Here is a 13,274-nt window from a genome sequence, read left to right on the forward strand (position 1 = left end):
CCGATTACGGGTCCGCCGTGCCGCGAATGGAATCGCCATGCTCGCCAAGGTGGGGCGCAAGCCGGCGTTCCGGACCGATCTCGACCCCGAAGCGGACGGGGTGCGCCATCGCGAAATGGGCGCCCTCGGTTGGATGCTCCTGGCGCGAGAAGAAGCCCGTGGCGGCGAGATGCGGATCGTCCAAAATGTCGGCGAGATCGCGAACGGGCTGCGCCGGCAGCTGCGCCGCGTGGCATCGCTCGACGAGCTCGGCGGTGGTGAAGCCAGGCGTGAGTCTCGCCATTTCCTGGTAAAGCAGCGGCAGGTTCACGGTGCGCAGCTTGCGGGTTGCGAAGCGCTCGTCCTCGATGAACTCCGGCTTGCCGAGCACCTCGAACACCCGGGGCCACGCTTCGTCAGTATAGGCCACGATGCTGATATAGCCGTCGCGGGTCGGGAAAGGCTGGCGGTCGGGATCGATCTGGCGGAAATAGCCCGCCGGCGCATTCGGCGGGTCGAAGGTCAGCCCGGCAAGATGCTCGAGAAGCATGAAGTTGGTGAAGGCCTCGAACATCGGGACTTCCACCATCTGACCCTTGCCCGTGCGCAGCTTGTGGATGATGGCCGCAAGAACGGCATAGGCGCCGTGAAGACCGGCCACCTTGTCGGCGATCAGCGACGGCAAGTATCGCGCGCGCGGATTGCCGTCGACGCGCGGTAGCAGCGTGGCCGTACCCGTCGCCGCCTGGATGACATCGTCATAGGCCTGGAGATCGGCATAGGGACCCTCCTGGCCAAAGCCGACGCAATGCGCGTAGATGATCTCGGGGTTGATCGCCTTCACCGCCTCATATTCGAGGCCGAGCCGTTCGACGGCCTTGCCGCGCACGTTGAGGACGAAGACGTCGGCGTCTGCGAGAAGCGTCCGCATCGTCTCGAGATCCGCCGGAGCCTTGAGATTGAGCGCAATCGATTGTTTGCCGCGATTGATCGCCATGAAGGCCGGCGCCATGCCGTGCGTCGCCGCCGCCTTGCCGGACCAGCGGAAGCTGTCTCCCCCTACCGGCGCCTCCACCTTGATGACCTCGGCCCCGAGCTCGCCCAGGATATGCGTGCAATAGGGACCGAAAACCACGCTCGTGAGATCGACGATCTTCACCCCCTCGAGCAGGCGCTTGTTGTCGCCGGCCGCGATCATGCGCCGGTCCATTCGGGTTTGCGCTTCTCGGCGAAGGCGGTCACGCCTTCGGCAAAGTCGCGGGTCCGCATCAGCTTGCCGAAGATGCGCGGGTTGGCGGCGAGCGCCGCTTCCAGTTCTTCCAGTTCTTCCATCTTGTTGAGCGCCTCCTTCGACGCGCGGATCGCGGAGGGCGAATTTTCCATGAGCTGGGCCGCGAGCGCATAGGCCGCCGCGAGGGCGCCGCCGTCCTCGACCCGGCGATTGACGATCCCGAGCGCGAGCGCTTCGGCGGCGTCGAAATGCCGGCCGGTCAGGATCAGCTCCATCGCGGCCTTCCGTCCGATCTGTCGCGTCAGGCGCTGAACCCCGCCGGCGGCCGCATAAAGGCCGACACGAACCTCGGGGAGGGCAAAGCGGGCCCTTTCCTCAGCCACCGCGAGATCGCACGCCAGCACGATCTCGAGCCCGCCGCCCATCGCGACGCCATTTACCGCCGCGATGACGGGCTTCGTCCGGTCGAACCGTTCGCAAAGCCCCGCAAAGCCGGATTTGGGCATCGAAAGATCCCCGCCCTTGGCCGTCACCTTGAGATCGTTGCCGGCGCAAAAGGCGCGATCGCCCGCGCCGGTGACGATCGCGATCCAGAGGTCGGGATCGCGCTCGAATTCATCCCAGATCTCATGAAGCTCGAAGTGGACGGCGCTGAAGAGCGCGTTCATCGCGTCGGGACGGTTGAGCGTCACCTTCAGGATATGATCATCCCGCTCGACGACAACATGCTCGAAGCGCCGCGCGCAAAGCCCTTTTGCCGGTCCTGGACGCGCAAGACCGTTGGCGGCTTCCAGAAAATTGACGCCATTCTCGTGGACGATCCGTACCTCGCGGCCGATCGGGTCCTCGCGGTGGAGCGTCTCGAGCGTCGCGCGATGCCCGGTGCGGACGCGGGCGAGCACCCGGCCCCTGTCGTTGGATGCGATAACGAAGCCGCGCGACGGGTGGCCGCGCTTCCAGGTAACCGTATAGGTCTCGACGGTCGCCTCGGTGGTCTCGCGAAGAAGCGGCGGCGCGGCGGCGCCGTCGATCGCGTCCTGCCCGGTCTCTGCCGTTCGCGGTTTCCAGTCGGGCTTCGGCCGGGTCGAATAGACGCCCGCCGCTTCCTTCGAGAGGTAGCCGCCGTTGGCGAGCAACAGGCCGAAATCGTCCGGGTTGGCGCGGAGCCGCTCCGCCATCGTTGCGATGGCGTGCATCGCGTAGTTATTCCCCGCACCTCCGAAGAAGGGAAGCCCGCCGGTCACCGTGCAATCGCGCGCGCGCCAGTCGATGCCGAGCGCTTCCGCGGCGATCAGCACCGCGCAGGGAAAACAGCTGTAAAGGTCGAGATGCGCGATCTCGTCGACGGTGCGGTCCGCCATGGCGAGCGCCCCCGCGAGCGCGCCCGCGATCGGCCTCGATCGCGAGAGGTCGGGCCGGTCGGTGATCGCCTGGTCGTGGAGCGCCGCATAGCCGTGGAGATAGATCCATTTCTCGGGATCGATCCCGGCCTTTTTCGCCGCGCCGGTCGAGGTCAATATGACGGCCGCGCCTTGGTTGACCGCGTCCTGCGCCACATGCCATTTGAGATAGGGATCGGCGACCCGGTAATTTTCCCTCGACGGGGTGGACAAGAAGTCGGCCGCTTTCGCTTCGGGAAATTGCGCATGGGGATTGTCGCGCGCGACAGCAGCGAAGCGCGCCCACAAATCGGCCATCATGGCTGCGTAGGTGTCCCGGCTCATGCCGAGCCGGGACCGAAGGGCGTTCTCGAACACGGGATAGGTTTGTGTTGGTGCGCCGAGGCCGTTCGCGATTTCGAAAGCCGACAGCAATTCGGCGCCGAGTCCGCGGTCCTGCCATGCGCCGTCGGCGCTCTTCGACCAGTCGAGCTTCACGCGCTTCTTCAGCGCCGTCTTCATGGCCGCCGTCGCTTCCGATCCTGCAAGAAGGACCGCATCGACGTCGCCCGAGAAAATCGCCTCCGCGGCCTCGTTCACGAGGGCTTGCGGCTGATCGCCCCCCACCGCCGAGTAGATGCAGCAAGCCGAGTTCAGGCCGAGCGCCTCCACGAGCGAGGCTGGCGGGTTCGCGCATCTGCCAAAGGGATATTTGCTCCCTTCGACCGAGTCGAGCATCGAGCGGACGACCACGACCCCATCGATCAGCGCCGTGAGCTTGGCGGGAGCGCCGCTGTCTCCAAGCGCCCGGCGGGTGGCCTCGACCTGGAGGCCAAGCGGGCTGGGGGCGCCGGCGGCGTCGGCGCCGTCCCAGTGGTCGACCACCTGTCCGACGCCCACGATGATGGGGGTGTTGGGGTGTATTCTCGCCATCGAACCGCTCTCCCGATCGTTGTTTAAATGATCGTTTAAGGATTTAATCGTTCGAACAAACAAAGTCAAATCGAACGGGCTGGATAGTGTTCGAACGTCCGGAAACCGCGACCGTTGTCGATCGGCGAGGCGGGCAGAGTTCGAATCGGACGCGTTGCGGGCTACGCCCGTTCGGCTGAAGCCCCGGTCCGATGTAGGGCTGATCTGCGGGAGACCAAGGTCCGCCGAGCCACCGCCGCCAGGATACCGATCGCGATGGCGATGCTGCATAAATAATAGAGCCCGTCATATCCCACGACCGGGCGAAGCGGCACGAATATCATGGGGGCAATCGCCCCGCTGAGGTAGATCATCGTCGTCGCCAGGCCGAGCGCGATCGGGGTCCCCCCCGGCGTACAGCGATCGATGATCATCGTCATCGCCGCGCCGACCGTCAGCCCCATCGCGATACCCGAGCAGATCATCCCTGCGGCGGTGGAGAGGAGCGAATGCGAGCCCGCGCACAGGAGGGCGCCAACCCCGAAGAAGGCCATCCCCAGCATGACCGTCCTCCCGGGTCCGAGACGGCGATGGATCGATCCGAACAGCATGTAGGTGGCCGCCAGCGCGAACAGCATCGTCGAGAGGATGCTGGCAACCGTGCCGGGATCGCCGAGATTTCTCGAGGCCAGAAGGAAGGCGATCTGGACGCTGAAAAGGTTCGAGACGACAAGACCCGCGAGGATGACGAGATAGGCGGGAGCGGCCGGCACGACGGCGCGCCAGGCAGACACGGGCTTGCTCTGGTCGGCTCCCGGCACGGGCGGAAGCTCGGCATTCGCGACGAGCACCATGCCGATGACGCCGAGCGCCGCGTGCATCAGGAAGGGCGTACGCCAGGAGATTTCGGCGAGCGCCGCCGCGATGAAGAGAAATCCGATCGCCGTGAAGGGACCGACCGACAGGTTGATGCCCATCATTTTCGCCCGCGCGGCCTCGTTTCCGGCATAGCGCGCCGCAACGGCGATGCCTGCGATCGCCATCAGCGCGCCGCCGGCGAGCCCGAGGAGGAAGCGACTTGCCAGCAGCGCTGGCGCGGGCAGGCCCACGATCCCGATCGTCCCGAACAGGCCGAACAGCAGCCAGGCCGCGAACATGGTGCGCCGAAAGCCGAAGCGGAGCGTCAGCGCAGCAGCAACCAGACCGGCAAGGCCCATTCCCAGTGTCGCGACGGCAATTGTGGCCTGTGCGACCGCTTCGCCGGCCGTTCCGCCGCCGAAGTGCCGCGCGATCGCCGGCAGCACGGGCGCGAGGGCGTCGTAAATCATCGGCGGCGCCGCATTGCCGCAGATAATGGCGGCGACGGTGAGGAGGGCGCCAACCCGGGCGGACGAGCGTGGCAAGGACCTAGGCCCGCCGCGCGGGAAGATCGAGATCGACCCCGGCCGCTCGGGCACGGCCGGATGCGGCCGCCATGGCTTCGACCGCGCGATAGAAGCGCCGGGCGCGCACGATCGGGTCTTGATCGATCCCAAAATATTCCCGGCAGGGGCAGTCGATCCGCGCGCGCCCGTGCCGGGGCGTCATTCGCCAGATGCTCTGCATTATGATGTCGCCGGGCAGGATGCGATGCCGGGCCATGGCGTCCTCGACGGGGGCGAAGACGCCCGTGGTCTTCTGGCTGGCCGCGCGGAACGCATCGGTGGGCGCCGCGTCGAGAAAGGCGCCGACCTCGGCACGAAATCGTTCCAGTTCGGGTCCAAAATTCCCGTTCACCACTCAGCTCTTCTTGCCGGTGAACGCCGTGATCCGGTCCTTCATGTCGGGGCCCGCACCTTCGCTTTCCATCACTTCCCAGGCGAGGCCGGCATCGAGCGGCCGAGCGTCCGTCGCATCGAGAAGGCGCTTGTTCGCACGGTGCGAGAATGGCGAGTTGGCCGCGATACGTATCGCGAGAGCCTCGACTTCCTCGTCGAAATCTCGCAGCGGCACGACCCGCTCGGCAAGTCCGATCCGCAAGGCCTCGGCGGCGTCGATCATGTCGCACGTGAACATCAGACGTTTCGCCGCCGCGATGCCGACGCGCCGCGGCAGGCGCTGGCTCATGCCCCAGACCGGGGTGAGCGCCCATTTGGCGTGGGTGTCGCCGAAGCGCGCATTGTCGGCTGCGAGAATGAAGTCGCATGCGAGAGCGACCTCGAGCGCACCCGTGTAGCAATGACCATGTACCGCTGCGATCACGGGCTTCGGCAGCCTTTCGAGCAGACGCAGCGTTTCGCTATGCCAACCCCGCGACGGCACGGGCTCGCCGTCGGCGATATCGCCGAGGTCATGCCCCGCCGAGAAGCATTTGCCCGCGCCGCGCACGACGACGCATCGGACCCGCTCGTCGTCCCCAAGCAGCTCGATATGGGCGCGCAACTCGCGGAAGAGATCGACGGTCAGGGCATTCAGCTTCGAGGGACGATTGATGACGAGCTGCGACCAGCCGTCGAAATCTTCTCTGCGAACCAAGGGATCCAAGTCTCGTCTCCTCCGGGGCCGGACGGCCCGGGAGGCCGAACGCCGGCGTGGATGAAGAGCCAGGCCGCGAATGAGGGCGAAGGTGCCGCAGTCGGCGGCCGCCGATCCTCTCTCCCGCGGCTGTGCCGCTGTTCCATGCCCGCACGCTCATGCTGCGGTGCCTGGCCGGTGTGACGAAGGCGACGATCAATTGCAAGGCTTGTTTGATTGAACAATTAAATTGCCGTGCTGATCGCGCGCCCTCAGGCGGCCAGGCGGGCGCGAAACCTCGCGAGATCGTTTGCCGACAGGCCATGTTCGAGGAAATAGCCCTCGACCGATCCGCTACCTGCCGCAATCGCGGCAAAGGCTGCCTCCAGATAGGATGGCTCGACGCCAAGCAGAGCCTGGATGGCATCATCGCCGAGGGGAGACGCGTCGGTCGCCGCGTCGCGCCGACGGATCTCGGCGATGAACTCCTCGGTCGCGATGGCGGAAGAGAGGAGATAGTCGGCGATGATCTCGTCATTGGATAGCCCCAGGAGCTTCATGAGCAGGGCGGCAAGCACGCCGGTCCTGTCCTTGCCGGCCGTGCAGTGGATGAGCACGGGGCCGTCGCTTTCGCCGATGACACGCGCGGCCTCGACGAACAGCGGGCGATAGAGGGGATCGTGGGGCAGCGCTGCATAGAAGCTCCGGTAAGCCTCTTCGATCCGGCCGCCGCCACCGCGCGCGGCGTCCATCATCGCGTGGTGCGGGGCATCGGTCGCTGCGCTCCTCCCGACCGACAGGCGCCTTGCGGCGAATGTCTCGGGCCATGGTGAAGGGTCGCGGCGCTGCTCGTCGGGATAGCGAAGATCGACGATCGCGGCCCACGGCCGCGTGGTAATGTCGGCGGTGCTCGCCTCGTCGAGCCGCGCGAGATGCGCACTGCGAAAGAGGATATCCCGCCGCAACCTGCCGTTTCCCGCCGATGCGGCGATATCGCGGAAATTCCTGAGACCTGTCACGTCCTTATCCTCTTCATTCGTTTCCGGCCCTCGGCTCCAGGGCCGCGCATCGGCGCCGGCAGGCCGGCGTGTCGCACTCGATCATGACAAGGCCGCATATCGTGCCGCCAATGGTGCAAGGCCGCTAGAGACCGAGCGCTTTCGCGATGATGTTGCGCTGGATCTCGTTCGATCCCGCGTAGATCGATCCGGCACGCTCGTTGAGATAGCGAAGCGGTGCGACCGCCGCGAACCGCGACCCCGACAGCGTGGTGGCGGCTGGAAAAACCACGGGTCCCCCCGGCAGACCCGCAGCTGGCTGATAGGCGATGCCATGCGGTCCTGCCACCAACAGGCCGAGTTCAGTCGTCAGCTGTTGCAATTCGGTCCCGCAGATCTTCATCACCGATGCCGACAGTCCCGGCGATCGACCCTGTGCCGCCTCCGACATGGCCCGGAACTCATATATCTCGAGCGCAGCGAGACGGACGCGCGCGTCGGCGAGACGACGCTGGAACCTCGGGTCGCGGGCGAAAGGCCGGCCGTCATCCCCGGGGCAGCCTCGGCGGCCGCTTCGATCTGGCCGAGCCGCTCCTGCAACTCGGGAGCATAGGCAACCCCGCCTCGCTCGAACTCGAGAAGATATTTTGCAACGGTCCATCCCTCGCCAGGTGCGCCGACGATATTCGCCTTCGGGACGCGGACATGGTCGAGAAATATCTCGTTCTGGATATGCTCGCCCGTCCGCGAGATGATCGGCCGCACCCCGACTCCTTCGCTTCCCATGTCGACGAGCAGGAAGGTGATGCCCTGCTGCGGCCGCTCAAACCGGCCGGTCCGGACGAGAAAAAATCCCCAGTTGGCGATATGGGCGTGCGTGCTCCAGCTCTTCTGGCCGGTGACGATCAGGGCGTCGCCGTCGTCGTCCGCACACATCTGCAAGGCCGCGAGATCCGAACCCGCGCCCGGCTCGGAATAGCCCTGGCACCAGAGATGTTCGCCCGAAAGCATGCGCGGAAGAAAATATGTCTTCTGCGCCTTGCTCCCGAAGCCGATGATGGCAGGCCCGCACATCTGGATGCCCATGGGCGACACCGGAGGAGCGCCCGCGGCGACCCGCTCGCGCGCGAAAATATAGCGCTGCGATACGCTCCATCCCGCGCCGCCATATTCGCGCGGCCACGCCGGCGCGGCCCAGCCCCTGGCATGGAGTTTCTTCTGCCAGCCCCGCGCGCGGGCATGGTCGGCGTAGACGCTGGTCATCCATCGCCCCGCGTCGCGCAGGTCGTCCGTGAGATGTTCGTCGAGGAAGGCGCGAACTTCACCCCGAAACGCGCGGTCCCCTGTGCTCCAGACCAGATCCATATCGCCTGTCCTCCCAGCCGGGCTTACTGACCGGGGCGCGGGATCATGTTGCCCCGCGCGAGGTGGCGCCAGATGATGTTCTTCTGGACCTCGCTCGCTCCGCCGTAGATGGTCTGCGCACGCTCGAACAAATAGGAAGCGGTCTGCGGCGCCGCGAACCGGAACGCCGCCGGTACCGCCGATGACCAGTCGGGGCGATTCCGGTCGAGAAGAGGCGCACGATAGCGTCCGGCGAGTTCGAGCCACAGTTCGGTGATGGCCTGCGCTGCCTCGGTGCAGGCGATCTTCAGCGAGGAGATGGTCGCGGGCCCCGTCTCGCCGGTCAAAGCGCGCAGGACCGAAATCTCGATCGCGGCAACCCGGATGTCCAAGAGGGCGAGCCGGTCGCGGAATGCCGGTTCGGCAAGCATCGTGCCGCCGAAGTCGCCGGGCAGTTCGGCAGCGATGCGGCGGATCGCGGCGAGGCCGGCTTTCTTGCTGCCGATATGCGCGTACGACAGGCGTTCGGCGCCCAGGAGGACATTGGCATAGTGCCAACCGCGTCCCTCTTCGCCGATGAGGTTTGCGGCGGACGTTCTGACCTGATCGAACTGCACCCGGTTGAGTTCATGGGTGCCGTCGATCGACCTGATCGGCTCGACGCGGACGCCGATGGCGTCGAGGGGAACGCAGATCAGCGAAATCCCGTCCTGCTTGCGCTCCTCTCGCGATGTGCGCACCAGACAGAAAATCCAGTCGGCCCAATGCGCGCCCGATGTCCAGATCTTCGTGCCGTCGAGTATATAATCGTCACCGTCGCGGACCGCCGTCATCCGCAGGCTCGCCAGGTCGGAGCCCGACTCGGGCTCCGAATATCCTTGCGCCCAAAGCGCACGCGATTCGAGAATATCGGATAGCCATCGATTCTGTTGGTCGGCGTTCCCGAATGCGCAGATGATGGGACCGATGTAGATCACCGCCATCGGGATGATATTCGGTGCGCCCGCGCGCTCCAGCTCCTGTTCGAAGATATATTTCTGGACCGGCGTCCAGCCGGGTCCGCCATGCTCGCGTGGCCAGCCGATGCCGAGCCAGCCACGCGACTGCAGCGCCTGCTGCGAGCGGACATGGTCCGCGCGCGTGAGCAGGCCGCCCCCGCGCATTTGCTGCAGAATGTCCTGGGGATAGTCTTCGGCGAAGAAGCGTCTCACGTCGGACGCGAATTCTGCCTCGGCAGGGGAAAGCGACAGCTTCAAGGCTTGTCCCCGCGATGTTGTGAAAGTGCCGAATAGCGCGCGAGATGATAATCGACGCTGCCGAACTCGCTCTCGATGACCGTCGCCCGCTTGAAATAATGACCGATCGGCAGCTCGTCGGTCATGCCCATGCCGCCATGCAGCTGAACGGCGTTCTGCCCGATGAAGCGGCATGCCTGGCCGACGGTGACCTTTGCCGCCGAACAGGCCTTCGCGCGGTCCACGGGCGCGGCATCCAGATTGAGCGTCGCGAGATAGACTGCCGAGGTCGCCATCTCGAGCTGCATGAACATGTCGACCATCCGATGCTGCAGCGCCTGGAAATCGGACAGGGGCTGACCGAACTGCCGCCGGGTGCGGCAATAATCGATCGTATCCTGGACAAGTCGCCGCATGACACCGATCGCTTCGGCGCCGATTGCTGCGATGGCGGCGTCATAAGCGAATTCGACCGTGTCGATCGCGTCGCCCTCGATCCCAAGCAGCGCGCCGCGATCGATTTCTGCCCCGTCAAATTCGATGTCGGCGGCGCGGCGGCCATCGATCGTCGGATATGCACTCTTGCGCAGCTGGGGATGCTCGGCATCGATCAGAAACAGGGAGATGCCGGCCCGATCTCTCGTTGCACCCCCCGTGCGCGCAGTCACGAGTAAATGGGTCGCCCACGGTGCGCTCGCAACGACGGATTTCGTGCCGGACAAGATCCAACCTTTTTCGGTACGCACTGCGCGCGTGTCGACATGGCAGGGATCGTAGCGCCCGCCGGGCTCTCCCCACGCTAACGCGTAGCGTGCGTCGCCCGTTACGATGGATGCGAGCTCGCTTGCCCGTCCGCCGCTTCGCTCCAACAGCGTCGCGCCGATGATAGCGGTCTCCAGGAAAGGTACGGGCGCGAGGCATTCGCCCAGTTCTTCCATTATCAGCATGGCGTCGACGGCGCCTCCTCCTTGGCCGCCTGCGGAAGTTCCTATCGTTGCCCCGAGAATGCCGAGGCGGTCCGCAAAGTCGCGCCAGATATCGGAGCTCCACCCGGGCTCGCTGCGACTGATCCGAGTGCGCGCGGCAAAGGCGACCTCTTTGGCGAGATAGGATCTCAAACTATCTCGAAGCTGGTTTTGCTCTTCGCTGAACTCGAAATTCATAATCTCTCCCGGACGCTGCCCGGCACGGCCGGCCCCCTTCGCCTTGCCACGCGGCGCCTTCCAAATTCCGCCCTATCGTGCCTCATTGTTTATACGGACGATTAAATATCGATATGGCGGGGTCGGCACCGAGTCAATCCGGTGAGACACGTACGCAAATAGCTGAGCCGCTACGCGCCGCCGTACATCGGGGGCGAGGCGCGTGAGGAAGATGAGATATTAGAGGAGATCGTCCAGCGGAGCGAACCGGGAGAAGACGACGAGGGATAGGCGCCGGCTGTCGGGCGGCGCTATCCGGATCCGGGCGCGGGTGCTGCTCCTTTCGTTCGGAGAGATGAGAAGTGTGGGCGTTGCCGACGCGCAAAGACGTCCCTACTTGTTGGTCAACTTCGCTTCGACGAAAGCAGTTCGCCGGCCCATGGTCATCACGCGGCCTTCCGCGCGAACCGGGCCATCGGCTTCGGTCAAAGCCCGGTTCGACCTCGGCGAGCCAGAAGTTCATCGTTGAGGCGATGGGGGCCTCCTGGCCCGTGCCGATAATCGACCGCAGTTGATCGAGCGCGCTCATCCCGCTCGCTCCTTGCACGCAGGAGTGTAGAGTTCAGCTGCTGGTCTGGACAGCAAAGAATCTCTCCCGATTCATGTTCTAACCTTGGGCTGTGATGCGAAAATCCGCAACCTCCATCGACGAGCACATAGCGGTTGGGCATCGTCGCCTTTGGTGCTTCCCCATCGGAAAAGGAAGCGCGGGACCAATCGCTTCTCCTTCCGAGCCGCGTCGTGAGCTATTTTATGGACATCGGGCCTGACCTTTTATCCAGGAAGTGCGTTTGGCCTCGCGAGCCCAGGGTTTCATGCGGTGGGCGCCCGTGAGCTCAGCTGCGGGCGGCGCCGACCTGGTCCGAGCCTTCGATGCAGCGCGAAGCGGGGACAGCTGCCATCACAAATGCGCTCTCTGCGGCAAGCTGCTCCGCTGCGACGCCCGCCTTCGCTCGCAGCGCTATGCCGCAGCAATGGGTCGTGATGAAAGATGAAAGCGCAACCGGATCGCAGGCATCGGGAAGGTCGCATTCGTCCTTCGCCTGTGTAAGCCGTGTCACAAGCTTTGTTTCATAGGCTTCTATCCGATCCGAAAGAAGTTGCCGAATTGCCCGGTCTTCGGGTGAATTTGCCGGCGCGGCATGCGTCAGGAGCGATCCGGGCGGTGTCGCAGCCCCCGTGCAAGCCCGCACGGTTCCGTCCAGCAGCCTTTCGACAACATGACGGACCGGACGATCGGCAAGCGCCTCGTCAACGAATGACAGATAGACTGCCTCGAAATGCTCCACCACGCGAGCAAAGAGCGCCTGCTTGTTCCCGAACGCGCGATAGAGACTGGGCTTTGCGACCCCCAGCGAAACGGCAAGATCGTCGATTGTCGTTCCCGCATATCCCCTGTCCCAGAACTCGCGCGTTGCCCGATCGAGCGCTTCGTCGAGGTCGAAATTTCGCGATCGGCCCATCTTGCCAAATCCTGCATGGTTGCTTGTGGGGCGGTTGCCCTTAGCCCTGCCTCCTGCCAGCCCGAGGCCGGGTACGCCAGTCTTGCGTGCGATATATCGGTATGGACGGAGTACCGAATGCGGCCGCGCGAAGCAGCAGGCCAACCGGCACAGGAATGGCCAGCTGTCGGCTCCATTCGCGCAGAGATTTTCCCATTGCTCGGACCGGGGTGTGCCCGGTCATCACGGCAAGGCGTCCGAGCGCACCGTCCGCGCCGCCAGACGGTCACTCGGGACAGGCTTCGATCATGCCGCTTGGATGCCGCGACGGGGCGGGGGCGCGACATAGGGAATCGATACGCATTTGCCGCGCAGGTCGGGAACAGCCGGGCGCAGCAAGGCTATCCGGCTGCCCTGGATCACGGCGGCGGGCAGGGCATTCGCCCTTGTTGGTCGCTTCCAAACGAGGGAGGATGAAAAAGGCGCGGCGACGTCGATGTCGTCGCGCCATTCGGAATCAGAATTTGACGCCCAAAGTGACGCCGTAGGTTCGCGGTGACTGATACGACGCCGCGGTGGCGTGAACGGTGCCGTCCTGGCTCAAAAGGATGGCTTCATTGGCCAGATTCTTGCCCCATAGGCTGACCGAATAGGCCTTGTTGGGCGCAACCCAGCAGAGGCTGGCATTCAGAAGCAGATAGTCACCCTGCCGCCGCTGTTCATCGACTTCGGTGAAGAAACCGTCATTGTAGAGTGCGTTGACGTCCGCCGTCAGTTCGCCGCCCAGCAACGGCGTGCGATATTGTCCGCCCAAGGTCGCAGTGAACTTGCTCGCGAATGGAATCTGGTTGCCGGTTGCATCGACCTTGACTTGCGTGTTGCCACCGACACCCGTGGGGACGAAGGAATCGGCGTCGGGGAACCGAATATCACGCACGAAGTCCGCGAGCTGCAAATCGCAGTCGGGATGGTGGCAGCGGAGGAGGGCATATGCATCGTTCCTGAATCCGTGCGTCAGTCGCGAACGGAGGATGTGCGGTATCTTCAACTTGCGGAGCC

The 13,274-nt window shown here is 64.8% G+C and carries 11 protein-coding genes and 1 pseudogene; all 12 read right to left on the reverse strand.

Going from position 1 to position 13,274, the window contains the following annotated elements:
- Positions 1 to 4 precede the first annotated feature (4 nt).
- Complete coding sequence (locus VJ811_RS04600; protein WP_324071103.1) at positions 5 to 1,177, reverse strand: CoA transferase; 1,173 nt, start codon at positions 1,175 to 1,177, stop codon at positions 5 to 7.
- The gene (locus VJ811_RS04605) at positions 1,174 to 3,522 is read right to left on the reverse strand and encodes an enoyl-CoA hydratase-related protein (protein ID WP_324071104.1); all 2,349 of its coding nucleotides are present in this window, start codon (positions 3,520 to 3,522) and stop codon (positions 1,174 to 1,176) included. Before VJ811_RS04605 ends, VJ811_RS04600 begins: the two co-directional genes overlap by 4 nt.
- Positions 3,523 to 3,683: 161 nt before the next feature.
- Positions 3,684 to 4,829: an MFS transporter gene (locus VJ811_RS04610; protein WP_324071105.1), complete on the reverse strand. Its 1,146-nt coding sequence runs from the start codon at positions 4,827 to 4,829 to the stop codon at positions 3,684 to 3,686.
- A 79-nt stretch (positions 4,830 to 4,908) separates the two neighbouring features.
- Entirely contained in the window at positions 4,909 to 5,277 is a 369-nt protein-coding gene (locus tag VJ811_RS04615) for a hypothetical protein (RefSeq protein WP_324071106.1), read from the reverse strand.
- Positions 5,278 to 5,280: 3 nt separating this feature from the next.
- Complete coding sequence (locus tag VJ811_RS04620) at positions 5,281 to 6,024, reverse strand: enoyl-CoA hydratase/isomerase family protein (RefSeq protein ID WP_324071107.1); 744 nt, start codon at positions 6,022 to 6,024, stop codon at positions 5,281 to 5,283.
- 242 nt (positions 6,025 to 6,266) lie between these two features.
- On the reverse strand, positions 6,267 to 7,013 hold the full coding sequence (locus VJ811_RS04625; RefSeq protein ID WP_324071108.1) for a tyrosine-protein phosphatase: 747 nt from the start codon (positions 7,011 to 7,013) through the stop codon (positions 6,267 to 6,269).
- Between the two features lie 124 nt (positions 7,014 to 7,137).
- The gene (locus VJ811_RS04630) at positions 7,138 to 7,653 is read right to left on the reverse strand and encodes an acyl-CoA dehydrogenase family protein (protein WP_324071109.1); all 516 of its coding nucleotides are present in this window, start codon (positions 7,651 to 7,653) and stop codon (positions 7,138 to 7,140) included.
- A gap of 107 nt (positions 7,654 to 7,760) precedes the next feature.
- Positions 7,761 to 8,357 (reverse strand): annotated as a pseudogene (locus tag VJ811_RS04635) (acyl-CoA dehydrogenase family protein); the annotation flags it as partial.
- Positions 8,358 to 8,380: 23 nt separating this feature from the next.
- Positions 8,381 to 9,592, reverse strand: coding sequence for an acyl-CoA dehydrogenase family protein (locus VJ811_RS04640; RefSeq protein ID WP_324071110.1), 1,212 nt, complete (start codon positions 9,590 to 9,592; stop codon positions 8,381 to 8,383).
- Positions 9,589 to 10,734, reverse strand: coding sequence for an acyl-CoA dehydrogenase family protein (locus VJ811_RS04645; RefSeq protein ID WP_324071111.1), 1,146 nt, complete (start codon positions 10,732 to 10,734; stop codon positions 9,589 to 9,591). The genes VJ811_RS04640 and VJ811_RS04645 overlap by 4 nt, the downstream gene beginning before the upstream one ends.
- 875 nt (positions 10,735 to 11,609) lie before the next feature.
- On the reverse strand, positions 11,610 to 12,380 hold the full coding sequence (locus VJ811_RS04650) for a helix-turn-helix domain-containing protein (protein ID WP_324071112.1): 771 nt from the start codon (positions 12,378 to 12,380) through the stop codon (positions 11,610 to 11,612).
- 352 nt (positions 12,381 to 12,732) lie between these two features.
- Positions 12,733 to 13,274: TonB-dependent receptor domain-containing protein (locus VJ811_RS04655; protein WP_324071113.1), on the reverse strand; the 542-nt coding region annotated here is incomplete at its 5' end.

The organism is Sphingopyxis sp., from assembly GCF_035250425.1.
GTDB lineage: Bacteria > Pseudomonadota > Alphaproteobacteria > Sphingomonadales > Sphingomonadaceae > Sphingopyxis.

Bases quoted from the DNA above. Each gene is read 5' to 3' on its own strand.
- VJ811_RS04600 (WP_324071103.1), bottom strand. From the start codon at position 1,177: ATGATCGCGGCCGGCGACAACAAGCGCCTGCTCGAGGGGGTGAAGATC.
- VJ811_RS04630 (WP_324071109.1), bottom strand. From the start codon at position 7,653: ATGGACCGTTGCAAAATATCTTCTCGAGTTCGAGCGAGGCGGGGTTGC.
- VJ811_RS04610 (WP_324071105.1), bottom strand. From the start codon at position 4,829: ATGATTTACGACGCCCTCGCGCCCGTGCTGCCGGCGATCGCGCGGCAC.
- VJ811_RS04605 (WP_324071104.1), bottom strand. From the start codon at position 3,522: ATGGCGAGAATACACCCCAACACCCCCATCATCGTGGGCGTCGGACAG.
- VJ811_RS04645 (WP_324071111.1), bottom strand. From the start codon at position 10,734: ATGAATTTCGAGTTCAGCGAAGAGCAAAACCAGCTTCGAGATAGTTTG.